Source organism: Pseudomonas sp. TYF_14, assembly GCF_043105275.1.
Taxonomy (GTDB): domain Bacteria; phylum Pseudomonadota; class Gammaproteobacteria; order Pseudomonadales; family Pseudomonadaceae; genus Aquipseudomonas; species Aquipseudomonas alloputida.
Map to the genome: position 1 here is coordinate 1 of NZ_JBICLK010000055.1, position 24,057 is coordinate 24,057.

Consider the following 24,057-nt stretch of genomic DNA (forward strand, 5'->3'; position numbering starts at 1 on the left):
GCCCTGGTGGCCTCCCTTTTTTATTTCACTTCAACCGTGATCTTCTTCGACTCGACGCTAGGCTTGAATGGCACATGATACTGGTCACCCAGAATCAGTTGCAGGGTGTGCTTGCCCGGGGTCAGGGTAATGCTGGTTTCGGTCTGTGCCTTGCCGAAGTGCAGCACTTGCGGTCCCTTCGGCAGTGCGACGCCGGCCTCTGGCATCAGGCTGGTCGGCAGCGGCATGTCAGCCACCGGCTCTTTGTCGACATCCACCAGCAGATGGTGGTGCCCGGTGTGCGGGGTTTGGTCACCCGCAGGTTTGAGGCCCATACCCTCGATACCGAACTTGACGGTGAAGGTCTTGTCGACCGTGGCACGATCGGCGGGGGAAACGATGAAGACCTTCGCCTCCTTGGGCGGCTCCTGGCTCTTCAGGGCGTCTGCGGCACTGGCGAACACCGACGCTCCCATCAGCAGACCGGCAACGGCAGCACGCGAAAATAGGCTGTTCATTCACTTCTCCTGTGGTTCACTTATTGACCGCAGCCTGTCATCCAAACGCGGCGGTAGTTCACCTTAGTTGAAATAACCGCCAAGGTGTTCACATTGCCTGACAGAAATATTTCCGTCAGGGTTAAACAATGCCGAGGCTTGAAGGTCATAGGCTGCGCTCGATCACGGCGAGGAAGAAAGCCGTGGCGATCGATTTCAAACTGCTAAAAGAAAAGGGGCATACATGCGTTCGACCATAGGGGTACTGCTGGCAGTACTGATCAGTCCATTGGCTCAGGCGGAGCTGATCGACGAAATCGCCGACCGGGGCGAACTGCGCATTGCCGTACAGGCCGAGAACTCGCCATACGCCTTCAAGCAAGACGACCACCTGACAGGTTTCGACATCGAATTTGGCCAGGCCCTGGCCAAGGAACTGGATTTGCGCGCCGAGTTCGTCGAAGCCCCGGCTACCGAAGTGCTGGCGGGTGTCGAGAGTGGCAAGTACGACATCACATTCACCCCGTCGAGTGAATCGCTCACAGGCGACGGCCCGCTCGATGTAAGCCTGCCGATTGGCGAGAAGAAGCTGGTGATCCCGTTCCAGAAGGACAACCCGGCTTTTGAAAGTGCCGTAAACAATGCGTTGCAACGTTTGAAAGACAGTGGCCGGACTGCCGAACTTGAGCAGAAGTGGTTCAAGGGTGTGCAGGAGACTGCAGGCGGGCAGTAAGGTCTTGTTTGCAACCTGTGCTGGCCTCTTCGCGGGTAAACCCGATCCTACGGCGGCCTAGGTCCAACCCTCGACGTGTGTCCATCAGCGGGTTCACCCGCGAAAGGGCCGGCACAGGTTCAAGCAGATATATCAGCCAAAGCCCGCTGCGCCTGGTCCAGTTCCAGCTCGCTGAACACCTGCACTCCCGCCCGCCGCAGCAGCGCCGTGGTTACCCCTTCCCCCGCCACTTTCACACCACTGAAGGTGCCATCATAGGTCAACCGGTTGCCACACGAAGGGCTGCCAGACTTCAGCACCGCTACACGAATGCCATGCTGCCGCACCAGTTCCAGCGCCAACTGCGCTCCGGCCAGAAACGCGGCACTGACATCTTCACCCGTCACTGTCAGCACCTGTGTGTCACCCTCGAGCACTGCGCTGCCCTGCCCTCCCGGGATCTCCGCTGGCGGCCGTGGTGTCGGCAAGCCGCCTGCTACCTCGGGGCACAACGGCACCACGTGCCCTTCGGCCTGCCACTGCTGCAACAAATCGGGATGGCCGCTGGCCCGGCCGTCATAGCGAACTGGCTGCCCCAACAGGCAGGCGCTCACCAGCACCTTGGGCCTATCAGAACGGGTCATTGCCACGCCGCCTGAACCAGCCGGTCAATGACAGCCGCTCACGCCCGGCCGGCAGTACTTCGTGAGGCACTTCGCCCGACAGGAATACCACCAGGCAACCGGCCACTGGCTCGACATCGTGCTCGACACCGTCGGCCAGGAACATGCGCAACTGGCCACCGTCATGCGGTTGCCAGCCTTCATTGAGGTAAAGCACCGCCGAGACCATGCGCCGGTCATCGTCGCGAAAACGATCCAGGTGCCGGCGATAGAATGCCCCCGGTGGATACAGGGCAAAGTGGCATTCGAAGTCTTCCAGGCCCAGGAAAAGGCCTTGGTTGATTGCCAGGCGCAGCTGATCCATGGCCGCTAGGTACTGGTCGCAGGCCTCGGCCTGCCCCGGGTCGATCCACTGGATCTGGTCACCGCGAATGGTTTCGCGCACCTCCTGGGTAGCTCCCCGCCCAACCCCTGCGGGGTTGAGTTCGCCTTCGGCATCACGGCGCCGGCACTCGGCTGCAAGTGCGCGCACCAGGTCGGCAGGCAGAAAGTGCGCCTGCTGGGACCAGCCATGGGTGGCCAGATCGTCGACGACGGCCGCAAGCATCGGGTGTTCAGGGGATATGTGCATGGCGCGCATCATATCCATTCGCCCTGTCGCCGCACAGCGCCACTTGGCCGAGAAACACGCGGATATCTCGACAAACCGGCGCCGGGCCAAGGACAATAGCCACCTGCCGACAGGAGTCCTGAATGCGCCGTCTGTTTTCCCTGATTCTGCTGATGATCTGCACCATGCCTGTCTGGGCAGACAACCTGGATCAACTGTATAAGGCTGCCGGCTGGCCCGACCAGCGCGCCCACTTCAACGATGCCCTGACCGCTGCCCAGGAGCGCTACCGCAACAGTTTGCCACCCGCCGTGTACCAGGCGCTGGTCAACAACAGCAACCAGCGCTTCCAGGCCCAGGCGGTGGACCGTCGCGCCCAGGCAAAGCTGCGCGCCACCCTGGCCGACCCGGCACCAGCCCTGGCCTTCTTCCAGTCGCCGCTGGGGCGCAAAGTGGTGGCGGCCGAGCTCAAGGCCACCCGCAAGGACGAACTGGCCAAGAACGCCAAAGGCCTGCCCAAGATCCAGGCCAGCGACGATCGTCTGCTGATCATCGGCCACCTGGCCCAAGCCCTGCCTGCGCGGGAAGCCGGCGCCGAAGTCAGCCTTGCCATCGCCGGTGTAGCCGCCGACAGCCTCAGCTCGATGATCCCCGGCCTGTTCGGCGGCGGCCAGGCCCAGAGCCTGCTGGATGGCCAGCGCCAGCGGTTGATGGGGCAGATTGGCGAAGACCTGAACAACACCCTGCTGTACGTCTACCGCGACCTGTCCGATGCCGAGCTGGAAGCGTTCGCCACCTTTGCCGAGTCGCCCGAGGGCAAGGCTTACTACCAGGCGGCCCTGGCCGCTGTACGTGCCGGCCTGGCGGTTGGCCAGAGCACCAACGACCTGAAGTGATCAGCCCAGGCGCTGGTCGATGAAGTCGAAGTAGCGCTGGCGGATTCCCGGCAACTCGTTGGCCAGGTGGTGACGGGCTTCGGGCAGCATCAGGATCTGTGGCTCGGCAAACTTGGCCTTGAGCACTTCGAGGTTGTGGGGCCAGTCCACCGTGCCATCCGCCTCCCCCTGCACGATCAATGGCCGACGCGCACTGCGCGGCGCGGCCTCGATGCGTTTGACCCAGGCGATCAGTGCGCCCACCCAGGCCGTTGGCAGGCGACGCGGTTGCAGCGGGTCGGCCTCCAGGAACGGCAGAAAGGCCGGGTCGTTGGTGTTCTCACTGAAGCGCCGTTCGATGCCATTGACGAAGTGGCGCAGCACGCAATAACTGAACTTCGACCAACGCCAGGAACTTGGCCGCACCAGCGGGGCCAGCAGGATGACCTGGCCATCGACGGGGCTGCGTGCACCCTGGTGCAGCAGATGGTCCACGGCAATCGCCCCCCCCGTGCTCTGCCCACAAAGGTGCCACGGGTGCGGCAGTTGCAGCGTGTGCGCCTGTTCGAACAAGGCCTCCAGCACCTGCTGGTACACCGCGAAGTCAGTGATGCTGGCCCGCTCGCCGCTGGACAGGCCGTGGCCGGGCAGGTCACAGCTGATCACGGCGAAACCCTGCTTGAGTGCCCACTCGATCACATGTCGGTAGAGGCCCATGTGGTCGTAATAGCCGTGCAGCAGGAACAGCGTCGCGCTTGGCTGCTCGGGCAGCCATGCCTGCCCGACCAGGTCGAACCCCGCTGCCTGAAAGCTACCCAGCCAGCTGTGTGCCGGCAGGTTCAGGCCATAGAAGCGCTGGTAGTCCTGCGCTTGTGCCGACAGTGGCTGGCGAGTGGTGAACGGCGCCAGGCGGGTGCGCAGGCGGTCGGGGTGAAAGGCAGGGGGCATCGGGTACATCCACATTGATGCAAGTATTGATCTGGAATCTTCAGCTCTGGCCGGCGCCATGGCAAGCTTGCTCACCTCGAACAACCAGCATCGAACTAATTGCGGGAGCGGCCTTGTGTCGCGAAAGGGCCGCCGACTCTTCATGAATAGCCGAATCATCAAACCGCTGTGCACGGTCATCGCCTTGTTGGTCGGCGCCGTAATCCTCTGGCAGGCCTACAGCGCCTTTCAGGCTCGCTACCTGCGCCCGTTCGACAACCAGGCCACGCTATTCGACGGCAGCCAGTTACAGCTACCTGCCGAGCTGGCCGGTGCTGGCCCGATCCGCGTCGTGCATTTCTGGGACCCGGCCTGCCCATGCAACGTCGGCAACCAACAGCACCTGGGCGACCTTATCAGCCAGTTCGCTGGCCACGACGTTACCTTCCATGTGCTGCAAAAACCCGGCAGCCACGGCCAGCTGCCGGCCAATATCGGCAGCTTGCAACCCATCACCCACCTGCCCGGCAGCGAGCACCTGCCTGCGTCCCCGGCCGTGGCCATCTGGGACCGGCAAGGCCGCCTGGCTTATTTTGGCCCCTACAGCGAAGGTGCCGTGTGCAACGCCAGCAACAGCTTCATCGAGCCAATCCTCAAGGCTTTGCTCGACGGCCGCCAGGTCAACGCCTCCAATACCCTGGCGGTAGGCTGCTACTGCCCTTGGTCGGGCTGACGGACCCTCGCCGGGTTACCCACCACCGTCGCGCCCGCGGGCACATCCCGGGTCACCACACTGCCGGCGCCGACGATGGCATTATCACCGATGGTCACCCCCGGCAGGATGATCGCCGCACCGCCAATCCACACGTTGTCGCCGATGGTTACCGGCCGCCCGCTCTCCAGCCCGCTGCGCCGCACTTCAGGATCGAGCGGATGGTCGGCGGTATAGATCTGCACGTTGGGACCGATCTGGCAGTCCTCGCCGATACGCACCGGCACCACGTCGAGGATCACGCAGTTGAAGTTCATGAAAGTATTACGGCCAACGCTGATGTTGTAGCCGTAGTCGCAATAGAACGGCGGGCGAATCACAGCGCCTTCGCCAACCTGGCCAAAGTGCTCCACAAGCAGCCCGTGGCGTGCGTCGTTGAGCAGTTCGACACTGTTGTTGTAGCGGTGCATCCAGTGCTTGTTGGCGATCTGCTCGGCCTGCAGTTCAGGGCAGCCAGCATGGTAGAGCTGGCCGGTGAGCATTTTGTGTTTTTCGCTGAGGGACATGGAAACTCCTTCCTGGGGCTATGCTCTGTTCGCGAATCCGCCGATGATCGGACCACATTTTTCGTTTGAATGCACAAGGAGTCTGAATGAAGCGCAGCCTGACCCTGCTGGCGGTGGTAGTCACCGTTTCCGCTGGCGCCGCCGGTTACTGGTACGTGCAGGGGAAGCTGCCGCAGCGCGAGGGCGAGGTCGCCATTACCGGCCTGCAAGCACCGGTCAGCGTGCGCTACGACGCCCGCGGCGTGCCACACCTGCAAGCACAGAGCGAGCCGGACCTTTACCGTGCACTGGGCTACGTGCATGCCCAGGACCGGCTGTTCCAGATGGAGATCCTGCGCCGCCTGGCCCGTGGCGAACTGGCTGAGGTGCTCGGCGACAAGCTGCTGCCCACCGACACCCTGTTCCGCAGCCTGCGCATACGCGAGCAGGCCGCGCTGATGGCCAAGCGGCAGGATCCGCAGGCGCCGGCATGGCAGGCCCTGCAAGCCTACCTCGAGGGGGTCAACAGTTGGCAGGCCAGCCACCCCAAGCCCACGGAATTCGACCTGCTCGGCATCACCCCGCGCCCGTTCACCGCCGAGGACACGCTGAGCATCGCCGGCTACCTGGCCTACAGTTTTGCCGCCGCGTTCCGCACCGAGCCTGCTCTGACCTACATCCGCGACCAGCTGGGTCCTGACTACCTGAAAATATTCGACCTTGGCTGGCAACCCGAGGGCGCACTGGGCACGCCACTGGCCGCTGCCGACTGGCAAAGCCTGGAAGCACTTGCGCGCTTAAGCGATGAGGCGCTGGGCGACGCCGGCATCCCGCAGTTCGAAGGCAGCAACGCCTGGGCGGTCGCGGGTAGCCGCACCCGCAGTGGCAAGCCGTTGCTGGCTGGCGACCCGCACATCAGCTTTGCCGTACCTGCGGTGTGGTACGAGGCCGAGCTGTCAGCGCCCGGCTTCAACCTCTACGGCTTTTTTCAGGCACTCAACCCATTCGCTCTGCTCGGCCACAACCGTGACTTCGGCTGGAGCCTGACCATGTTCCAGAACGACGACGTCGACCTGATCGCAGAAAAGACCAACCCTGCCAACGCTGACCAGGTCATGGTCGATGGCCAGTGGCGCACACTGGAAAAGACCGAGCAACAGATTGCAATCAAAGGCGAGCAACCGGTCACCATCAACCTGCGCCGCTCACCCCACGGGCCAATCGTCAACGAAGTCCTCGGCGCCACGGCAGGGGCCACGCCGATTGCCATGTGGTGGGCGTTCCTCGAAACCGAGAACCCGATCCTCGAAGGCTTCTACCAGCTCAATCGCGCCGACACCCTGGGCAAGATGCGCGAAGCGGCTGCCAAGGTGCAGGCGCCGGGGCTGAACTTCGTCTGGGCCAATGCCCGTGGCGATATCGGCTGGTGGGCGGCGGCGAAACTGCCGATTCGCCCGGACGGTGTGAACCCGGCGTTCATCCTCGACGGCGCCAGCAGCCAGGCCGACAAACCCGGCTTTTACCCCTTCAGCGTCAACCCGCAACAGGAGAATCCGGCCAGCGGTTATATCGTCTCGGCCAACTACCAGCCACCCGCCGTGGTGCCGATACCCGGCTACTACAACCTCGCCGACCGCGGCCGCCAGCTCGATCGCCAGCTGGCCAACCCGGAGGTGAAATGGGACATGCAGAACAGCCAGGCGCTGCAACTCGATACGGCCAGCGATTACGGCCCGCGCACCTTGGCACCGCTGCTAGCGACGTTGCGTCAGATCGCCCAGGGTGACGAGGAAGAGGAACTGGTCGAGCAGCTGGCTGCCTGGCGCGGCGACTATCCACTGGACTCAACCAGCGCCACGCTGTTCAACCAGTTCCTCTACGAGCTGGCCTATGCCGCGTTGCATGACGAATTGGGCGATACCTGGTTCCCGGTGCTGATCAGCACCCGTGCCATCGATGCTGCGCTGCCGCGCCTGGCCGCCGATGCCGAGTCGCCCTGGTGGAACACCCGCGGCGCCAACCAGCGCACTGACCGCAGCTCGATCGTGCGCGAAGCCTGGCAGAAGAGCCTTGGCCACTTGCGCGACACCCTCGGCAAGGACCCAGCCAGCTGGCAATGGGGCAAGGCCCATACCCTGACCCACAACCATCCGCTTGGGGTGAAAAAGCCGCTGAACCTGCTGTTCAACGTTGGGCCATTCGCCGCACCCGGTACCCATGAAGTGCCGAACAACCTCTCGGCGAAGATCAGCTCTGCGCCATGGCCGGTGACCTATGGGCCGTCGACGCGGCGGCTGATCGACTTTGCCGATGCCGGGCAGGCGCTGACCATCAACCCGGTCGGGCAGAGTGGCGTGCCGTTCGACCGGCATTACGCGGACCAGGCCGAGGGGTATGTGCAGGGGCAGTATCAGCGGGCGCAGATGGGGGTGATTCCGGCGCAAAGTACCTTACGGCTGGTACCCCCGAAGTAAGAGGCTGCTTTGCGGCCGCTTCGCAGCAAAAGGCTTCTACGGTGCTGTGCGGGCAGGGCTGAAGAAAAACGCCGACACAAGGTGTCGGCGTTGGCACATATCAGGCGTTGCTAGCGAAATCAGAACGCCGGCAGTACGGCACCTTGGTACTTCTTGGCAATGAATGCCTTGACTTCCGGGCTGGTCAGGGCCTTGGCCAGTTTCTGGATGGCCTCACTGTCCTTGTTGTCCGGGCGGGCCACCAGGAAGTTCACGTAAGGCGAGTCGGCACCTTCGATCACCAGTGCATCTTTAGCCGGGTTCAGGCCAGCTTCCAGGGCGTAGTTGGTGTTGATCATGTCCAGGTCGACCTGGTCCAGCACACGGGGCAGCATGGCCGACTCAAGCTCGCGGAACTTCAGCTTCTTCGGGTTCTCGGCGATATCCTTGGGGGTGGCCAGGGCATTCTTCGGGTCTTTCAAGGTAATCAGGCCGGCCTTCTGCAGCAGCAGCAGCGCACGGCCGCTGTTGCTGCCCTCGTTAGGGATGGCAACGGTTGCGCCTTCTTTCAGCTCGCTCAGGGCCTTGACCTTCTTCGAGTAGCCACCGAAGGGCTCTACGTGTACACCCACCACGGTTTCCAGGTGGGTGCCCTTGCCTTCGTTGAAGTTCTGCAGGTACGGCAGCGTCTGGAAGTAGTTGGCGTCCAGACGCTTCTGGTCCACCTGCACGTTCGGCTGCACGTAATCGGTGAAGACCTTGATCTGAAGGTCCACGCCTTCTTTTGCCAGGGTCGGCTTGATCAATTCGAGGATTTCGGCGTGCGGTACCGGGGTAGCGGCAACCACCAGTTTCTCGGCAGCAGCGGCCAGGCCGGAGAACGACAGGGCAGCAGCCAGGGCAGTGGTCAGCAGGGTCTTCTTCATGGTGGTCCTTGTTCTGAATCTGGGCCATCGACGATGGCGAATCGGGTGCCCAACCGGTTCACCAGTGGGCGTGAGGCGGACGATACCCAAATTTTTTATTCCGCAACAATATCTTTTACTTAGCTGCTTATTCCAAAAACAGAATTACATAAGCCTCCTTACTCAGGAGCGATATCTAACGTGCGGGGTCAGGCAGGTCGAGGTCTTCGGGCAGGATCTCTTCGCCGTCATTGACCAGCAATGCAAAGTGGATGACGTTCTCCAGTTCGCGGGTATTGCCGGGCCAGAAATGCCCCTCCAGAACCCGCTGCGCCGCCTCGCTCACCAAGGGCACAGGCCGTTGCAGGCGCACGCTGTAGATGCCCGCAAAGTACTCGGCCAGCGGCAGGATATCGCCCGGCCGCTCGCGCAGCGGCGGCAGTTCCAGCGCGCCCTCGCGCAAATACTGGTACAGGCGCTCGTTGAAGCGCCCTGCACGCACCACACGGGCCAGGTCGATGCTGGTGGCGGCTACCAGACGCACATCCACCGGCTGTGGCTGCTGCGCGCCCACCCGAGTGACCTCGCGGTTTTCCAGGGCCGCCAGCAGCTTGCCCTGGATGGCCAACGGCAAGTCGGCAATCTCGTCCAGGTACAAGGTGCCGCCGCTGGCCGAACCGAACCAGCCGGCGCGGCTGCTGGCCGTACCGCCATGGCTGCCGGCGCTATAGCCAAACAGCTCGGCATCGGCGTAGGTGGGGCTGATGGCCGCGCAGTTGACCGACACGAACAACCCTCCACGGTCGCTGGTACGGTGGATCTGCCGGGCCAGCAGCTCCTTGCCGGTGCCGGTTTCGCCACGGATCAGCACCGGCAAAGGTTGTGGCGCCAGGCGCTCAAGGTCCTCGCGCAGCTGCTGCGAGCGCGGGTCGATGAACACCAGCGCCTTGGCACGAATGCTCAGCGGGCTCTTGTCCAGCTCGGGAAAGGTCAGTAGCGGCTGGCCGAACGGGTTTTGAAACGTCATGACGAACTCCCGCCCCAGGCCCGTAATGGCCAGGCGTCAGGCAAAGGGTGAACAGTAAGGGCGATCAGGCGCGGCGCAGTGCGCGCTGCTCAATCCGGCTCTGCAGGCGATACAGGTAGGCGAAACCTTGTTCCCAGCGCTCATGACCGGACTTGACGTTGATGTGCCCGGCATTGCTCAGCAAACCCGCTTCGGCGCCCCATGCCTGGGCCAGGTACAGCGCCCGTGGCACGTTCACGGCTGGGTCGTTGTCCGAGCTGACAACCTGGCTAGGGAACGGCAGCACCTCGGTAGGGATCGGCGCAAAGTTGCGCAGCACGGGTGCGCACGTGGGCCGTTCGACATCTGCCGGCGCCACCAGCAGTGCACCACGCACCTGCCGTAGCAAGGCCGGGCTTGCCTGCGCTGCCCAATGGGCGACAGTGATGCAACCAAGGCTGTGGGCAATCAGGATCACCGGCGAGCGCTCGGCGGCAATCGCCTGCTCCAACGCGTGCACCCAGTCCTGCCGCTGCGGGGTGAGCCAGTCTTGCTGTTCAACCCGTGCACTGTTGGGCAGGGTGCGCTGCCAGTGACTCTGCCAATGGTTGTCTGGCGATCCTTGCCAACCCGGCACAATCAGGTAGCGAATCGACTCATTGCGCATGGGGACGCCTCCAGTAAGTTTGCGTGCTTGGAGACAAGTATAGGGAGGGCGAAATATTCGTAAAGGAATAAGAAGATATTTATTAATACCCATATTGCATAACAAGCAGGCTACAGCCACTCGCTTGAGAAAGGCTGTAAAGCTGCCCTGTCACGCGTTCAGGCAAGAAAAACCCGGGACCATGCCCGGGCTCTCTTTGCCTTGTGCGACTTAGATATCCGCCACCTTCTGCCACACCTTCGGCCGGAAGAACAACGTCTCTCCCCGCGCCAACCCGGTCAGGCTGTCATGGTCTTTCACCACTTCGGCCTCGATCAGCTCACTCTGCCCTTCCACCTTCAAGGTCACCCGCGTGGTTGCGCCCAACGGCCGAATGTCGCGCACCTCGGCCGCATGGTGCCCTTCGGTCTCGTGCCGCGACAGCGACACCTCGTGCGGGCGAAACAGCACGTGATGCCCTTCGCTCAAGGCCAGGCGGTTGGAGTCACCGAGGAAGTGGTAGACGAAATCGTTGGCCGGCTGATCGTACACTTCACCCGGCGAGCCGATCTGCTCGATCACGCCCTTGTTCATCACCACGATGCGGTCGGCTACTTCCATGGCTTCTTCCTGGTCGTGGGTAACGAACACCGACGTCAGGTTGATATCCTCGTGCAGCCGCGCCAGCCAGCGACGCAGCTCCTTGCGCACCTTGGCATCCAGCGCACCGAATGGCTCGTCCAGCAGCAGCACCTTCGGCTCCACCGCCAGGGCACGGGCCAGGGCGATACGCTGACGCTGGCCACCGGAAAGCTGCTCGGGGTAGCGGTCGGACAGCCAGTCCAGTTGCACCATGTTCAGCAGCTCATGCACCTTCTCGGCAATCTTGCTCTCGCTCGGGCGCTCGCCCTTGGGCTTCATGCGCAGGCCGAAGGCAACGTTGTCGAACACGCTCATGTGGCGGAACAGCGCGTAGTGCTGGAACACGAACCCGACGTTACGGTCACGCACATCATGGCCGGAAACGTCCTCGCCATGGAACACGATGTTGCCCTGGTCCGGGGTTTCCAGGCCGGCAATGATGCGCAGCAGGGTGGTCTTGCCACAGCCGGACGGGCCGAGCAAAGCCACCAGCTCGCCGCTGTTGATGTCCAGGTTGATAGCGTTCAGGGCCTGGAAGCTGTTGAAGCGCTTGCTGACGTTACGAACTTCGATCGACATGAATCATTCCTCCGCGGCGCTGTGGCGCAGGCGGTTAATACGGTTCTCGCTCCACTGCTTGAGCAGCAGGATGAAGAGCGCCAGGATCAGCAACAGGCTGGCCACGCTGAAGGCCGCGACGTGGTTGTACTCGTTGTAGAGGATCTCCACATGCAGCGGCAAGGTGTTGGTCACGCCACGGATGTGGCCCGACACCACCGACACCGCGCCAAACTCGCCCATGGCCCGCGCGGTACACAGCACCACGCCGTAAATCAGGCCCCATTTGATGTTCGGCAGGGTCACGTGCCAGAACATCTGCCAGCCGTTGGCACCGAGCAGCCGTGCGGCCTCCTCCTCTTGCGTGCCTTGCTCCTGCATCAGCGGGATCAGCTCACGGGCCACGAACGGTACGGTCACGAAAATGGTCGCCAGGACAATGCCCGGCAGGGCGAACACTATCTGGATATCGTGGTCCTGCAGCCACGGCCCGAGCAGGCCTTGCGCGCCGAACATCAGCACGTAGACCAGGCCGGCAATCACGGGTGACACCGAGAACGGCAGGTCGATCAGGGTGACCAGGATGCTCTTGCCACGGAAGGTGTACTTGCTCACGCACCAGGCAGCGCTTACGCCAAATACCAGGTTCAGCGGCACCGAGATAACCACGGCGAGCAGGGTCAGCTTCAGCGCCGACAACGCATCGGGTTCGAATATCGCCTCGAAGAAGGTGCCAAAACCGTTCTTCAGCGCCTGCGATACCACGATCACCAGCGGCAGCAGCAGGAACAGGGCGAACACCAGCCAGCCAAGGCCGATCAGGATACGCCGTGACGTGGCGCTGCCACGGCGGGCGGCGTTGGCTGCGGCACTTGCACTCAGGGATGAACTGGACATGCCGGCCTCCTTCAAGGGGTTTCGATGCGGCGCTGCAGCAGGTTGATCAGCAGCAGCAGGATGAAGGAAACCACCAGCATCAACACGCCGATGGCGGTCGCGCCGGTGTAGTCGTACTGGTCGAGCTTGACCATGATCAGCAGCGGCAGAATCTCGGTCTTCATCGGCATGTTGCCGGCAATGAAGATCACCGAACCATACTCGCCCACGCCACGGGCGAAGGCCAGGGCAAAGCCGGTGAGCCATGCCGGCAGCAGGGCCGGCGCCAGGATGTGGCGAAACACCTGCAGTGGCTTGGCCCCCAGGCAGGCTGCGGCCTCTTCCACTTCACGCGGGATGTCGGCCAGTACCGGCTGCACCGTACGCACCACGAACGGCAAGGTCACGAAGGTCAGTGCCAGGGTGATGCCCAGCGGGGTGTAGGCGATCTTGAAGCCCAGGTCGGTGGCGAACTGGCCGACCCAGCCCTGCGGCGCGTACAGGGCCGTTAGGGCGATACCGGCAACCGCGGTGGGCAAGGCAAACGGCAGGTCAATCATCGCATCGATGATCTTGCGCCCGGGGAAGGTGTAACGCACCAGCACCCAGGCCAGCAGGGTACCGATCACACCGTTGATGATGGCGGCGAACAGGGCGGTGCCGAAGCTCAGCTTGAGCGCAGCGATCACTCGCGGCGCACTGATGATGGTCCAGAACTGCTCGAAGGTCAGCTGCGAGGCATGGATGAACATGGCCGCCAGCGGTATCAGCACGATCAGGCTGAGGTACACCAAGGTGTAGCCCAGCGTCAGCCCGAAGCCGGGTATGACGGGGGAGATACGACGCGACATAAATATCCCTGGTTGAACGCACTCAGCCCGGAAACAATCCCGGGCCGGTGCAAGCTTTTGAATCCTGGGGCTGCTTGGCAGCCCATTCGCGACACAAGGCCGCTCCCACAGGAGATCATGGTTCCTTGTGGAAGCGACCTTGTGCCGCGAATGGGCCGCACGCGGCCCCGCTTTCCTTTGGCGCTTACTGTGCCTGATAGATCTGGTCGAACACACCGCCATCATTGAAGAATTTCGGTTGTGCAGTCTTCCACCCACCAAAGTCCTTGTCGATGGTCACCAGGTCCAGTTTCGGGAACTGCTTGCCGAACTGCGCAGCGACTTTCTCGTCACGCGGGCGGTAGAAGTTCTCGGCGGCAATCTTCTGCCCGGCCGGGCTGTACAGGTGCTTGAGGTATTCGATGGCAATCTCGGTATTGCCCTTCTTCTCGGCGTTCTTGTCGACCACGGCCACTGGCGGCTCGGCCAGGATCGACAGCGACGGCACGACGATCTCGAACTTGTCGGCACCACCGTCTTCCTTCAGGGCCAGGAAGGCTTCGTTTTCCCAGGCCAGCAACACGTCGCCCTGGCCATTGTTGACGAAGGTGATGGTCGAACCACGGGCGCCGGTATCCAGCACCGGTACATGCTTGAACAGCTCCTGCACATAGGCCTTGGCCTTCTCTTCGCTACCGCCAACCTTCAGGCCGTACGCCCACGCTGCGAGGAAGTTCCAGCGCGCACCGCCGGAGGTTTTCGGGTTCGGGGTGATGACCGACACGTCCTTCTTGATCAGGTCGCCCCAGTCCTTGATGCCTTTCGGGTTGCCCTTGCGCACCAGGAACACGATGGTCGAGGTGTACGGGGTGCTGGCGTCAGGCAGGCGGGTCTGCCAGTTCTCGGGCAGGGTCTTGCCAAGCTTGGCCACTTCGTCGATGTCACCGGCCAGGGCCAGGGTCACCACGTCGGCGCGCAGGCCGTCGATCACCGCACGGGCCTGCTTGCCCGACCCCCCATGGGATTGCTGGATTTTCACCTTGTCACCCGGGTGGGCCTGTTGCCAGTGTTTGATGAACTCGGCGTTGTACTGCTGGTACAGCTCACGGGTCGGGTCATAGGACACGTTGAGCAGTTCGTAGTCCTTGGCGATGGCGGAACCGGCAAAAACAGCACTGGCCAGGGCGGCGAGCGCATAACGGCGGATGGACATGGTGAAGCTCCCGATTGGCATTTTTCTAGTTTTGGATGTTGTGGCGCCGATCAGCCGGGCTTGTTGCCGGGCTGTTGCAGGCGGAACTTCTCCTTGCGCTCGATCTGTACGACCTGAGCGTTGTGCACGGTGATCTCCACCGCACCGAAACGCAGGTCGCGCAGGGCGCTCTGGATTTCACGCAAGATGGTGGCTTCGTCCTGACCGTCGATGCTACGCAGAGATGCACTCATGCTCGTTCTCCTTGGAGTGAGGGCGCCGGGCAGAGGTTTGAAGGGGTTTTGCGCCTGGCTTGAGGGCAATAGTAGTGAGGCGGGATTATTCTTAAAAATACTGTTTAAGAATTTTTATATAACCATTTAAGAGAACACGCCTCTGGTAGGAGCGGGTTTACCCGCGAATACGGTGGTCGATGCACCATCGCATTCGCGGGTAAACCCGCTCCTACCAGGGGCCATATGGGCCTTCAGGCGTGTTTCTGCGGCTCGCGGATCTTGTACCAGGCCACGTACAGCGCCGGCAGGAACAGCAGCGTCAGCAAGGTCGCCACGATGATCCCGCCAATCATGGCGTAGGCCATGGGGCCCCAGAACACCTCGCGTGCAATCGGGATCATGCCCAGGCTCGCCGCCGCCGCGGTCAGCAGGATCGGCCGGCGTCGGTGGTTGGTGGCCTCCACCACCGCATCCCACGGCGACAAGCCCTGGGCTTCGAACTCGTCTATCTGGGTCACCAGAATCACCGAGTTACGAATGATGATGCCCGCCAGCGCGAGGATGCCGAGGATCGCCACAAAGCCCATCGGCGTACCCGTAGGCACCAGCGCCAGCACCACCCCGATCAGCCCCAACGGCGCCACGCTGACCACCAGAAACAGCTTCTGCACGCTGTGCAACTGGATCATCAGGAAGGTCGCCATCAGGAACAGCATCAGCGGGATAACCTTGCGGATCGGCCCTTGCGCCTTGGCACTCTCCTCCACCGTACCGCCGGTAGCCACTTCGAAGCCTACCGGCAACTTGCTGGCGAATTCGTCGATTTTCGGCTTCAGCTGGGCCACCAGGTCAGTGGGCTGGATCTCGCCATTGACCGAGGCCTTGATGGTGATGGTCGGCTTGCGGTCGCGGCGCCACACCAGCGGCTGTTCCAGTTCGTAGCGCACGGTGGCGAACGACAGCAGCGGGATCGACGTGCCGTTAGGGGTAAGAATTTGCAGGTTCTGCAGCGTATCAGGTGAGCCACGCTCGCTGTCTTCGGCGCGGGCGACCACATCGACCAGGTAGATATTGTCGTTGACCTGGGTGATCTGCACGCCACTTACGATGCTGTTCATCACATTGGCAACATCTTCGGACGACAGCCCCAGCTGGCGTGCCTTGTCCTGGGCAATTTCCACGCGCAGCACCTTACCCGGCTCGTTCCAGTCGTAGATCATCTCGCCGATGTGCTCGTTCTGGTCGAGCAAGGTGGCCAGCTCGATGGCGTGTTTGCGCACCTGGTCGATGTCGGCACCGCTGACCCGGTACTGAATCGGCCGGCCCACCGGCGGGCCCATCTCCAGCGATTGCACGTTGGTGCCGACGCCGACGAATTCTTCATGCAGGATCTTCTGCAGGCGGTCCATCATGGCCTGACGCTCTTCGAAGCCCTTGCTGACAATCACCAGCTGCGCGTAGTAAGGGTTCTGCAACTGCTGATCGAGGGGCAGGTAGAAGCGGATCGCGCCCTGGCCGATGTAGGTACTCCAGTGCACCAGGTCCGGGTCGTCCTTGATCCGCGCCTCGAAACGGTCGACCACCTTGCGCGTCTCCTCGATCGAAGCGTTCTGCGGCAGGTTGAGGTCGACGAGAATTTCCGGGCGGTCCGAGGACGGGAAGAACTGGTTCTGCACAAAACGCATGCAGAAGATCGCCAGGGCGAACAGCACCACGGTGCCGATGATGGTCAACCAGCGGTTGCGCATGCACCACAGCAACCCGCCTTCAAATGCCCGCCCGACCCGGCCAGGCTCAGCCTCGTGAGCCTTGAGCTTGTCGCCTTTGAGAATATGCACGCCAAGCACCGGCGCGAAGAACACAGCCACCACCCACGACACGATCAGGGCCACGGCAATCACCGCGAACAGGGTGAAGGTGTATTCACCCGCAGAACTGGCGTTGAGGCCGATAGGCACGAACCCGGCCACGGTCACCAAGGTGCCGGTAAGCATGGGGAAGGCTGTGGAGGTGTAGGCGAACGTCGCCGCCTGCTCCTTGCTTTCACCCATTTCCAGCCGCGTGACCATCACCTCCACGGTAATCATCGCATCGTCCACCAGCAGGCCTAGCGCAATGATCAGCGCACCCAGCGAGATCCGCTGCATGGTGATGCCGCTGTACTCCATGAACACGAACACCATGGCCAGCACCAGTGGGATCGAGCAGGCCACCACCAGCCCGGCGCGCACGCCAAGACTGACAAAGCTCACGGCCAGCACGATCACCACCGCTTCGAACAGTGCGCTGGTGAAACCGCCTACCGCCTGCTTGACCACCACGGCCTGGTCAGAAACGGTGTGTACACCGACACCCACCGGCAGGTCCTGGACCACCTGGTCCATGCGCTTTTTCAACGCCGCACCGAACACCTGGATGTTGCCGCCGGCCTTCATGCCGATGGCGAGGCCAATGGCTGTCTGGCCGTTGTAACGGAACATTGGCGAAGGCGGGTCGACGTAGCCGCGCTCGATGTCGGCGATATCGGCCAGGCGGAAGAAGCGGTCGTTGATCCTCAAGTTGACGGTTTGCAGGTCTTTTTCCGAGGCAAACTGCCCGGACGTACGCACCGAGATGCGCTCCGGGCCGGCCTCGATCATGCCGGCCGGCGTTACCGCGTTCTGCGCTTGAAGTGCCTGCATCACCTGGCGCTGGTCAATGCCCAGGGCTGCCAGCTTGCGGGTGGAGAAGTTCAGGTACAGCACTTCGTCCTGGGTGCCGACCAGCTCGATCTTGCCGATGTTGGGTACATCGCGGACCTCGGCCCGTGCCTGTTCCACGTAGTCCCGCAGTTGGCGCAGGGTCAGGCCGTCAGCGGTAAAGGCATAGATCGAGCCGAATACATCACCGAATTCGTCGTTGAAGCCCGGCCCCTGGATACCGGCGGGAAATTCGCCACGAATATCCTGGATTTTCTTGCGCACCTGGTACCAGATATCCGGAATGTCCTTGGCCTTGGTGGTATCGCGAAGGTACACGTAGACCGTGGATTCGCCAGGGCGGGTGTAGCTTTTGGTGTAGTCGAGCGAGTCGAGTTCTTCGAGCTTCTTCTCGATGCGGTCGGTAACCTGGTACAGGGTTTCGTCCTGGGTCGCACCGGGCCACCGGGTCTGGATGACCATGGTCTTGATGGTGAACGACGGGTCTTCCTCGCGGCCCAGGTTGAAGTAGGAAAAAATCCCCATCAACAGGCTAACGAACATCAGGTACCAGACGAACGATTGATGCTTGAGTGCCCAGTCGGACAGGTTGAAGCTTCCTTTCATTGCGCATCCTCGTCGAAGGTGACCTTCTGGCCAGGCTTGAGGCTGTTGACGCCGGCGGTGACCACGCGCTCACCGGGCTGCACACCGGCGCTCAGCACGATGCTGTCAGCGGTGCGGTCGATCAGCGCCACGTCACGGGTGGCCACGGTCTTGTTCTGCGTATCGATCACCCACACCTGGGTCTTGCCATCACGCTCGAGCAAGGCACTCAAGGGCAGTTCGCTGCGCGGGGACACTTCCGAGCTAAGGGTCACACTGATGGCGGTGCCGAGGTGAAAGGCCGCCGGTGTGCTGGCCAGGGTCAGGCGAGCGCGGCGGGTACGGGTGGTAGCATCAGCCTGGGGCTCCAGTTCACGCAGGCTGGCCGTGGTGTTGATGGTCGGGTCCAGTTGCGAGGCAACGGTGAAGGTCAGGCCTTTGCTCAACTGCTCGGCCAGGCCGATCGGCAGGTCGATTACCGCCTCCTTCACGTCCGGCCGGGCCAGGGTCACCACGGCTTGCCCGGCGGTAACGGTTTGCCCGGCTTCGGCCTGCCACGCGGTAATCACGGCAGCGTGGTCTGCACGCAGGGTGCTGTAGTCAAGCTGGTCACGGGCCTGGCTGACGGCGGAGCGCGCCTGCTCCAACGCCGCACTGGTGGTTTTCAGGTTGGTCTGGGCGATATCCAGCTGTGCCTGGGCGCCTACCCCACGGTCATACAACTGCTGCTGGCGACGGGCATCGGCCTGGGCGTTGATCCACTGTGCCTGCACCTTGGCCAGATCGCCTTCGGCGGCGCGCAACTGGTTCTGCTGGTCGGTCGGGTCCAGGGTGGCCAAGGTGTCGCCCGGCTTCACCTGGGCGCCCACGTCCAGCCAGCGTCGGGCAATGCGCCCGGAAACCCGGAAGCCCAAGGTGCTTTCGAAGCGCGCCTGGATACTGCCGGCGAAGCGGCCCAGCTGCGACTGCACCTGAGGTTCGACCTTGACCGACAGCACTGGCCGGATCACCTCTGGTGCCTCTTCTTCACTAGTGCAACCGACCAGCAGCACAGCGGCCGAGAGCATCAGCAACAGACGCTTCATAGCTCACCCCCCGGGCCCTTGGCGTCGACCTTCAGTACCTGCATGCCGGGGTGCAGCAACTGGCCGCCGTTGACCACTACGGTCTCGCCGCCTTTCAGGCCGCTGGCGACCACGATCTTGCCGGTGAGGTAACGGCGGATTTCGACCTTGCGCAGTTCCACCTTGTCGCCCTCGCCCACCACCCACACGGCAGGCTCATGCAAGGCCTTGGTCAGTGCCGACCATGGCAGCTCGATGCTGGGCCGGCCCTGGGCGTTGGTGGTGGCAGTAACCGGTGCCCCCAACTGCATCCCGGGCGGCACGTCCTTGAGCCCTACCTTGACCTGTACGGTGCCGCTTTGCGCCGACACCGTGGGGGTGATTTCACGTACGAAGCCATGGGCCTGGACCTTGGGATCGTCCAGCAGGCTCACGACTACCCCGGCATCGCTGGGCGGCGCCACCAGCAGCGACTCGTAGACGTTGAACACCGCATCGCGGTCGCCATCGACGGCCAGGCTGAAGATCGGCATGGTCGCCTGCACCACCTGGCCAACCTCGGCCTGACGCTCGGTGATCACCCCGGCGGCCTCGGAGACCAGTGCGGTGTAGCTGAGTTGCTCGTTGGCATTGGCCAGTTGCGCCTGGGCGGCCTTGAGTGCGCTCTGATTGCTGCGCAGCGCGGCCTCGGCAGCATCGTACTCGCTCTGGCTGGTGTAGCCCTTGGGCAGCAGTTTTTGCTGGCGCACGAAGGCCGCACTGGTCTGGGTGACCCGCGCCTGCGCGGCGAATACCTCGGCCTTGGCCGAGTCGACATTGTTCTGCAGGTCTTTCGGGTCAAGCCGGGCGAGCACCTGGTTGGCCTTGACGTGATCGCCCACGTCGACGCTACGCGAAATGATCTTGCCGCCGACGCGGAATGACAAATCGGTCTGCACCCGCGCCTGCACGTCGCCGGTCAAAGTGACCCTGGCAGCGAAATCGGTGGGTTGTACCTGCTGCACACCCACCCGAGGCAGTGTCTCGGGGACCTCTTCCTTGCTACAGCCGGTGAGCATGTACAACAGCCCCAGGCAGACAACCGACAGCGGACGCATCAACGCCATGCTGGCTCCTTGCTTGTGCACAAATGATTTGTGGGATGCGACTGTGAGCGTAGTTCAGGGTTCGATAAACATCACTGACGGGGGCCATGCTGGCATTTTTGGTGCCTGCGGGGGCCTCTTCGCGGGCGAGCCCGCGAAGAGGCCTCCACAGCCATGTATCAGTATCTGCCATATCCAGAAACCATCAGGCATCGGCCATCCCCGTTCCAACCGCTACCTTTCACAGGGAGGCTCACATTCAAGGAAGATCAAAATGCCGTTAGCCGAATGCCACCGATTGCGCCGTGGGCGCTTCTCCGAGCCCGGCAGGCTCTACAGCTGACCACCATCACGCATCAACGCAAACCACTGTTCCGCGACTTCCACCATGCCCGTCTGGTGGTCAAACACCTTCGGGCCTCAGATGACATTCAGGACTGCCAATCGTTGGCCTGGGTAGTGATGCCGGACCATCTGCATTGGCTGATTGAGCTGAAAGAAGTGACATTGGGAACGTTGATGCGCAAGTTCAAATCACGCACAGCGATTGCCTTGCGCAAGGCCGGTGTCGGGCACAAGCCGATATGGCAACCGGGTTACCAGGACCATGCGCTGCGGCAGGAAGAGTGTGTGGTTCATGTAGCCCGGTACATTGTTGCCAATCCCTTGAGGGCTGGATTGGTCAGAAGTATCAGGGACTATCCACATTGGGATGCGGTATGGCTTTGAATCGGTGCTGGAGCCTTCGCGGGCATGCCCGCTCCCACAGGGCTCACCACAACCCTGAAGGCTGTGAGGTCCCTGTGGGAGCGGGCGTGCCCGCGAAAGGGCCAGGTCAGGCCGACGCAGCCACCTGCGCCGGGCGCTTGACCTGCGGCTGCGAAGCGTTGGCTGCAGCACCCTCTTCGATCGCCTGCTGAATCGCCTTGCGACGACGCTCTTCGGCCTGGCGGCTGAAGTACCAGACGAAGAAGGTCACCAGCGATACCGACAGCAAGATCAGGCTGGCCACGGCGTTGATCTCAGGCTTCACACCCAGGCGCACCGCCGAGAACACTTCCATCGGCAAGGTGGTCGAGCCAGGCCCAGAGACGAAGCTGGCCAATACCAGGTCGTCCAGCGACAGGGCAAACGACATCATGCCGCCCGCCGCCAGCGATGGCGCGATCATCGGGATGGTGATCAGGAAGAACACCTTCCACGGCTTGGCACCCAGGTCCATCGCCGCTTCCTCGATCGACAGGTCCAGCTCACGCAGGCGAGCCGACACCACCACCGCCACATACGCCGCACAGAACGTTGTATGGGCGATCCAGATGGTGACGATACCCCGCTCCTGAGGCCAGCCGATCATCTGCGCCATGGCCACGAACAGCAGCAACAGCGACAGACCGGTGATCACTTCGGGCATTACCAGCGGCGCAGTGACCAGGCCACCGAACAGCGTGCGGCCCTTGAAGCGGGTGACGCGGGTCAGCACGAAGGCCGCCAGGGTACCCAGCGCCACTGCCGCCACCGCCGTGTAGCAAGCGATTTCCAGCGAGCGCATCACCGAACCCATCAGCTGGGAGTTGTCGAGCAGGCCGACGTACCATTTGATCGACCAGCCGCCCCACACCGTCACCAGTTTGGAGGCGTTGAACGAGTAGATCACCAGGATCAGCATCGGCAGGTAGATGAACAGCAAGCCGAGCACCAGCATCAGCTTGGAGAAACTGAAGCGTTTCATGCGCGGCCCTCCATCTCTTTGGCCTGGCTACGGTTGAACAGCAGGATCGGCACGATCAGGATTGCCAGCATCACCACCGCCAGGGCGGATGCCACCGGCCAGTCACGGTTGTTGAAGAACTCCTGCCACAGCACTTTACCGATCATCAGGGTTTCCGGGCCACCCAGCAGTTCCGGGATCACGAACTCGCCCACCACCGGGATGAACACCAGCATGCAGCCGGCGATGATGCCGTTCTTCGACAACGGTACCGTGATCTTCCAGAAGCTGTTGAAGGTGCTCGAACCCAGGTCGGAGGCAGCTTCGAGCAGGCTCGGATCATGCTTAACCAGGTTGGCGAACAGCGGCAGGATCATGAACGGCAGGTACGAATAGACCACGCCGATGTACACCGCCAGGTTGGTGTTGAGGATCTGCAACGGCTGGTCGATCAAGCCGGTCCACAGGAGGAAACCGTTGAGCAGGCCGTTGTTGCTGAGGATACCCATCCAGGCATAGACGCGGATCAGGATCGCGGTCCAGGTTGGCATCATGATCAGCAACAGCAGGACCGTCTGGGTCTCCTTCTTGGCGTTGGCAATGGCGTAGGCCATCGGGAAGCCGATCAGCAGGCACAGCAGGGTGCTGAAGAACGCCATCTTCAGCGAACCCAGATAGGCCGAGAGGTACAGCTCATCCTCGGTCAACAGCCCGTAGTTGGCCAGGTTGAGGACCAGCTGGATCTTGTCTTCGACGTAGGTGTAGATCTCGGTATACGGCGGAATTGCCACGTCAGCTTCGGCAAAACTGATCTTCAGGACGATGAAGAACGGCAGCATGAAGAACAGGAACAGCCAGATGAACGGCACGCCGATCACCAAGTGCCGCCCCTCCGGGACCAGACGCTGGAAGGCTCGCTTGAGCTTGCGCAGTTTCATGACCGCAGTACCACGCCGCTGTCGTCTTCCCACCATACGTACACTTCATCGCCCCAGGTAGGACGGGTACCTTGGCGCTCGGCGTTGGCAACGAACGACTGGACGACCTTGCCGCTCGGCAGCTCGACATAGAACACCGAGTGGCCGCCCAGGTAGGCGATGTCGTGGATCTTGCCGCGCGACCAGTTGTGCTCGCAGGTTGGCTGCTGGGTGGTGACCAGCATCTTTTCCGGGCGCAGGGCGTAGGTGATGTGCTTGTCTTCCACCGAGGTGGTGATGCCGTGGCCCACGTAGATCTTGCGCTCCAGCTCCGGGCTGGCAATGATCGCGTAGCCTTCGGCGTCGTCGACCACGTCACCTTCGAACAGGTTGACGTTACCGATGAACTCGCACACCAGGCGGCTGGTAGGTGTCTCGTAGATGTCCACTGGCGAGCCGATCTGGGCGATCCAGCCCAGGTGCATGATGGCGATGCGCTGGGCCATGGTCATGGCCTCTTCCTGGTCGTGGGTCACCATCACGCAGGTTACACCCACGCGCTCGATGATCTCGACCAGCTCCAGCTGCATCTGCGAACGCAGTTTCTTGTCCAGTGCACCCATTGGCTCGTCGAGCAGCAGCAGTTTAGGGCGCTTGGCCAGCGAGCGGGCCAACGCCACACGCTGACGCTGGCCGCCCGACAACTGGTGCGGCTTGCGCTTGGCGTACTGGGTCATGTGCACCAGCTTGAGCATCTCGGCCACGCGGGCATCGATCTCGGCCTTGGGCATCTTGTCCTGCTGCAGGCCGAAGGCGATGTTCTGCGCCACGGTCATGTGCGGGAACAGTGCGTAGGACTGGAACATCATGTTGATTGGCCGCTCGTAGGGCGGCATGTCGGTGATGTCGACGCCATCGAGGAAGATCCGCCCTTCGGACGGGCGCTCGAAGCCGGCCAGCATGCGCAGCAAGGTGGACTTGCCGGAACCGGAGCCGCCCAGCAGGGCGAAGATCTCACCCTTGCGGATTTCCAGGGACACATCGTCCACGGCTACCGTTTCGTCGAACTTTTTCGTGACCCGGTCGATCTTGACCAGCACCTGCTTGGGTTGCTGGCCACCCTCGAGGGCTTTTTTATAGGCACCGGAGGCAACTGCCATGAGTGAAACTCCCAA

The 24,057-nt window shown here is 62.4% G+C and carries 23 protein-coding genes and 1 pseudogene; 5 read left to right on the plus strand and 19 right to left on the minus strand.

All coding sequences use genetic code 11. The features are described from left to right. Positions 1–20: 20 nt before the first annotated feature. Positions 21–497: a DUF4399 domain-containing protein gene (locus ACF8O8_RS14650; RefSeq protein WP_392509897.1), complete on the minus strand. Its 477-nt coding sequence runs from the start codon at positions 495–497 to the stop codon at positions 21–23. Between the two features lie 223 nt (positions 498–720). On the opposite strand from ACF8O8_RS14650, the gene ACF8O8_RS14655 reads away from it, so the two are divergent. Beyond that, positions 721–1,209 (plus strand): transporter substrate-binding domain-containing protein, encoded by a 489-nt coding sequence (locus tag ACF8O8_RS14655; protein ID WP_104886929.1) that lies wholly within the window; start codon positions 721–723, stop codon positions 1,207–1,209. Positions 1,210–1,328: 119 nt separating this feature from the next. Here ACF8O8_RS14655 and ACF8O8_RS14660 read toward each other — a convergent pair whose 3' ends face one another. Continuing rightward, positions 1,329–1,832: a DUF523 domain-containing protein gene (locus ACF8O8_RS14660; RefSeq protein ID WP_350298458.1), complete on the minus strand. Its 504-nt coding sequence runs from the start codon at positions 1,830–1,832 to the stop codon at positions 1,329–1,331. Continuing rightward, positions 1,819–2,451 (minus strand): 2OG-Fe(II) oxygenase, encoded by a 633-nt coding sequence (locus tag ACF8O8_RS14665; protein ID WP_049588366.1) that lies wholly within the window; start codon positions 2,449–2,451, stop codon positions 1,819–1,821. Before ACF8O8_RS14665 ends, ACF8O8_RS14660 begins: the two co-directional genes overlap by 14 nt. A gap of 113 nt (positions 2,452–2,564) precedes the next feature. Here ACF8O8_RS14665 and ACF8O8_RS14670 point away from each other — a divergent pair, with 113 nt between their 5' ends. Beyond that, on the plus strand, positions 2,565–3,317 hold the full coding sequence (locus ACF8O8_RS14670) for a DUF2059 domain-containing protein (protein ID WP_010955691.1): 753 nt from the start codon (positions 2,565–2,567) through the stop codon (positions 3,315–3,317). Here the strand turns inward: ACF8O8_RS14670 and ACF8O8_RS14675 are convergent, their stop codons facing one another. After that, the gene (locus tag ACF8O8_RS14675; protein ID WP_049588323.1) at positions 3,318–4,244 is read right to left on the minus strand and encodes an alpha/beta hydrolase; all 927 of its coding nucleotides are present in this window, start codon (positions 4,242–4,244) and stop codon (positions 3,318–3,320) included. It lies immediately after the preceding gene. Between the two features lie 142 nt (positions 4,245–4,386). Here ACF8O8_RS14675 and ACF8O8_RS14680 point away from each other — a divergent pair, with 142 nt between their 5' ends. Continuing rightward, positions 4,387–4,956: a DUF6436 domain-containing protein gene (locus tag ACF8O8_RS14680; protein ID WP_010955693.1), complete on the plus strand. Its 570-nt coding sequence runs from the start codon at positions 4,387–4,389 to the stop codon at positions 4,954–4,956. Here the strand turns inward: ACF8O8_RS14680 and ACF8O8_RS14685 are convergent. Continuing rightward, positions 4,935–5,501, minus strand: coding sequence for a sugar O-acetyltransferase (locus tag ACF8O8_RS14685; protein ID WP_004575846.1), 567 nt, complete (start codon positions 5,499–5,501; stop codon positions 4,935–4,937). The genes ACF8O8_RS14680 and ACF8O8_RS14685 overlap by 22 nt on opposite strands. Positions 5,502–5,587: 86 nt before the next feature. Between ACF8O8_RS14685 and ACF8O8_RS14690 the strand changes: the two genes are divergently transcribed. Beyond that, complete coding sequence (locus ACF8O8_RS14690) at positions 5,588–7,954, plus strand: penicillin acylase family protein (RefSeq protein ID WP_392509898.1); 2,367 nt, start codon at positions 5,588–5,590, stop codon at positions 7,952–7,954. Between the two features lie 119 nt (positions 7,955–8,073). Here ACF8O8_RS14690 and ACF8O8_RS14695 read toward each other — a convergent pair whose 3' ends face one another. The 11 genes from ACF8O8_RS14695 to ACF8O8_RS14745 all read right to left on the minus strand — a co-directional run bounded on the left by ACF8O8_RS14695 (position 8,074) and on the right by ACF8O8_RS14745 (position 20,278). After that, positions 8,074–8,859, minus strand: a complete 786-nt coding sequence (locus tag ACF8O8_RS14695) for a MetQ/NlpA family ABC transporter substrate-binding protein (RefSeq protein WP_010955695.1) — start codon at positions 8,857–8,859, stop codon at positions 8,074–8,076. Positions 8,860–9,034: 175 nt separating this feature from the next. Continuing rightward, a complete protein-coding gene (locus ACF8O8_RS14700; protein ID WP_010955696.1) occupies positions 9,035–9,865 on the minus strand; it encodes a sigma 54-interacting transcriptional regulator in 831 nt (276 codons plus the stop codon). Positions 9,866–9,929: 64 nt separating this feature from the next. After that, on the minus strand, positions 9,930–10,511 hold the full coding sequence (locus ACF8O8_RS14705) for an alpha/beta hydrolase (protein ID WP_010955697.1): 582 nt from the start codon (positions 10,509–10,511) through the stop codon (positions 9,930–9,932). 210 nt (positions 10,512–10,721) lie between these two features. Continuing rightward, complete coding sequence (locus tag ACF8O8_RS14710) at positions 10,722–11,711, minus strand: sulfate/molybdate ABC transporter ATP-binding protein (RefSeq protein WP_003248965.1); 990 nt, start codon at positions 11,709–11,711, stop codon at positions 10,722–10,724. Between the two features lie 3 nt (positions 11,712–11,714). Beyond that, positions 11,715–12,587: a sulfate ABC transporter permease subunit CysW gene (cysW, locus tag ACF8O8_RS14715; RefSeq protein WP_010955698.1), complete on the minus strand. Its 873-nt coding sequence runs from the start codon at positions 12,585–12,587 to the stop codon at positions 11,715–11,717. A gap of 11 nt (positions 12,588–12,598) precedes the next feature. Then, positions 12,599–13,417, minus strand: coding sequence for a sulfate ABC transporter permease subunit CysT (gene cysT / locus ACF8O8_RS14720; RefSeq protein ID WP_003248961.1), 819 nt, complete (start codon positions 13,415–13,417; stop codon positions 12,599–12,601). Positions 13,418–13,601: 184 nt separating this feature from the next. Continuing rightward, a complete protein-coding gene (locus tag ACF8O8_RS14725; protein WP_350298456.1) occupies positions 13,602–14,609 on the minus strand; it encodes a sulfate ABC transporter substrate-binding protein in 1,008 nt (335 codons plus the stop codon). Positions 14,610–14,659: 50 nt separating this feature from the next. After that, complete coding sequence (gene oscA / locus ACF8O8_RS14730) at positions 14,660–14,842, minus strand: sulfur starvation response protein OscA (RefSeq protein ID WP_003248957.1); 183 nt, start codon at positions 14,840–14,842, stop codon at positions 14,660–14,662. A 233-nt stretch (positions 14,843–15,075) separates the two neighbouring features. After that, positions 15,076–18,129 carry an efflux RND transporter permease subunit gene (locus ACF8O8_RS14735; RefSeq protein WP_010955701.1) on the minus strand — a complete coding sequence of 1,018 codons (3,054 nt, stop codon included), beginning with the start codon at positions 18,127–18,129 and terminating at the stop codon, positions 15,076–15,078. Further along, complete coding sequence (locus ACF8O8_RS14740; RefSeq protein WP_010955702.1) at positions 18,126–19,193, minus strand: efflux RND transporter periplasmic adaptor subunit; 1,068 nt, start codon at positions 19,191–19,193, stop codon at positions 18,126–18,128. Before ACF8O8_RS14740 ends, ACF8O8_RS14735 begins: the two co-directional genes overlap by 4 nt. Further along, complete coding sequence (locus tag ACF8O8_RS14745; protein ID WP_010955703.1) at positions 19,190–20,278, minus strand: efflux RND transporter periplasmic adaptor subunit; 1,089 nt, start codon at positions 20,276–20,278, stop codon at positions 19,190–19,192. The genes ACF8O8_RS14740 and ACF8O8_RS14745 overlap by 4 nt, the downstream gene beginning before the upstream one ends. 253 nt (positions 20,279–20,531) lie before the next feature. Here ACF8O8_RS14745 and ACF8O8_RS14750 point away from each other — a divergent pair. Beyond that, positions 20,532–20,986 (plus strand): annotated as a pseudogene (locus ACF8O8_RS14750) (transposase). Positions 20,987–21,092: 106 nt separating this feature from the next. Here the strand turns inward: ACF8O8_RS14750 and ACF8O8_RS14755 are convergent. Genes ACF8O8_RS14755 through potA form a run of 3 tightly spaced genes read right to left on the minus strand, consistent with a single transcriptional unit; the run spans position 21,093 to position 24,042 of the window. After that, positions 21,093–21,986: an ABC transporter permease subunit gene (locus tag ACF8O8_RS14755; RefSeq protein ID WP_010955705.1), complete on the minus strand. Its 894-nt coding sequence runs from the start codon at positions 21,984–21,986 to the stop codon at positions 21,093–21,095. After that, positions 21,983–22,903 (minus strand): ABC transporter permease subunit, encoded by a 921-nt coding sequence (locus ACF8O8_RS14760; protein ID WP_003253736.1) that lies wholly within the window; start codon positions 22,901–22,903, stop codon positions 21,983–21,985. Before ACF8O8_RS14760 ends, ACF8O8_RS14755 begins: the two co-directional genes overlap by 4 nt. After that, entirely contained in the window at positions 22,900–24,042 is a 1,143-nt protein-coding gene (gene potA, locus ACF8O8_RS14765; protein ID WP_010955706.1) for a polyamine ABC transporter ATP-binding protein, read from the minus strand. Before potA ends, ACF8O8_RS14760 begins: the two co-directional genes overlap by 4 nt. Positions 24,043–24,057: the final 15 nt, after the last annotated feature.

Excerpts from the sequence above, each read along its gene's own strand:
- ACF8O8_RS14655 (WP_104886929.1), top strand. The coding sequence starts at position 721 with ATGCGTTCGACCATAGGGGTACTGCTGGCAGTACTGATCAGTCCATTG.
- ACF8O8_RS14685 (WP_004575846.1), bottom strand. The coding sequence starts at position 5,501 with ATGTCCCTCAGCGAAAAACACAAAATGCTCACCGGCCAGCTCTACCAT.
- ACF8O8_RS14670 (WP_010955691.1), top strand. The coding sequence starts at position 2,565 with ATGCGCCGTCTGTTTTCCCTGATTCTGCTGATGATCTGCACCATGCCT.
- ACF8O8_RS14710 (WP_003248965.1), bottom strand. The coding sequence starts at position 11,711 with ATGTCGATCGAAGTTCGTAACGTCAGCAAGCGCTTCAACAGCTTCCAG.
- ACF8O8_RS14675 (WP_049588323.1), bottom strand. The coding sequence starts at position 4,244 with ATGCCCCCTGCCTTTCACCCCGACCGCCTGCGCACCCGCCTGGCGCCG.
- ACF8O8_RS14735 (WP_010955701.1), bottom strand. The coding sequence starts at position 18,129 with ATGAAAGGAAGCTTCAACCTGTCCGACTGGGCACTCAAGCATCAATCG.
- ACF8O8_RS14690 (WP_392509898.1), top strand. The coding sequence starts at position 5,588 with ATGAAGCGCAGCCTGACCCTGCTGGCGGTGGTAGTCACCGTTTCCGCT.
- ACF8O8_RS14650 (WP_392509897.1), bottom strand. The coding sequence starts at position 497 with ATGAACAGCCTATTTTCGCGTGCTGCCGTTGCCGGTCTGCTGATGGGA.
- potA (WP_010955706.1), bottom strand. The coding sequence starts at position 24,042 with ATGGCAGTTGCCTCCGGTGCCTATAAAAAAGCCCTCGAGGGTGGCCAG.
- cysT (WP_003248961.1), bottom strand. The coding sequence starts at position 13,417 with ATGTCGCGTCGTATCTCCCCCGTCATACCCGGCTTCGGGCTGACGCTG.
- ACF8O8_RS14740 (WP_010955702.1), bottom strand. The coding sequence starts at position 19,193 with ATGAAGCGTCTGTTGCTGATGCTCTCGGCCGCTGTGCTGCTGGTCGGT.
- oscA (WP_003248957.1), bottom strand. The coding sequence starts at position 14,842 with ATGAGTGCATCTCTGCGTAGCATCGACGGTCAGGACGAAGCCACCATC.
- cysW (WP_010955698.1), bottom strand. The coding sequence starts at position 12,587 with ATGTCCAGTTCATCCCTGAGTGCAAGTGCCGCAGCCAACGCCGCCCGC.
- ACF8O8_RS14695 (WP_010955695.1), bottom strand. The coding sequence starts at position 8,859 with ATGAAGAAGACCCTGCTGACCACTGCCCTGGCTGCTGCCCTGTCGTTC.
- ACF8O8_RS14700 (WP_010955696.1), bottom strand. The coding sequence starts at position 9,865 with ATGACGTTTCAAAACCCGTTCGGCCAGCCGCTACTGACCTTTCCCGAG.
- ACF8O8_RS14755 (WP_010955705.1), bottom strand. The coding sequence starts at position 21,986 with ATGAAACGCTTCAGTTTCTCCAAGCTGATGCTGGTGCTCGGCTTGCTG.
- ACF8O8_RS14660 (WP_350298458.1), bottom strand. The coding sequence starts at position 1,832 with ATGACCCGTTCTGATAGGCCCAAGGTGCTGGTGAGCGCCTGCCTGTTG.
- ACF8O8_RS14760 (WP_003253736.1), bottom strand. The coding sequence starts at position 22,903 with ATGAAACTGCGCAAGCTCAAGCGAGCCTTCCAGCGTCTGGTCCCGGAG.
- ACF8O8_RS14745 (WP_010955703.1), bottom strand. The coding sequence starts at position 20,278 with ATGGCGTTGATGCGTCCGCTGTCGGTTGTCTGCCTGGGGCTGTTGTAC.
- ACF8O8_RS14665 (WP_049588366.1), bottom strand. The coding sequence starts at position 2,451 with ATGCGCGCCATGCACATATCCCCTGAACACCCGATGCTTGCGGCCGTC.
- ACF8O8_RS14680 (WP_010955693.1), top strand. The coding sequence starts at position 4,387 with ATGAATAGCCGAATCATCAAACCGCTGTGCACGGTCATCGCCTTGTTG.
- ACF8O8_RS14705 (WP_010955697.1), bottom strand. The coding sequence starts at position 10,511 with ATGCGCAATGAGTCGATTCGCTACCTGATTGTGCCGGGTTGGCAAGGA.
- ACF8O8_RS14725 (WP_350298456.1), bottom strand. The coding sequence starts at position 14,609 with ATGTCCATCCGCCGTTATGCGCTCGCCGCCCTGGCCAGTGCTGTTTTT.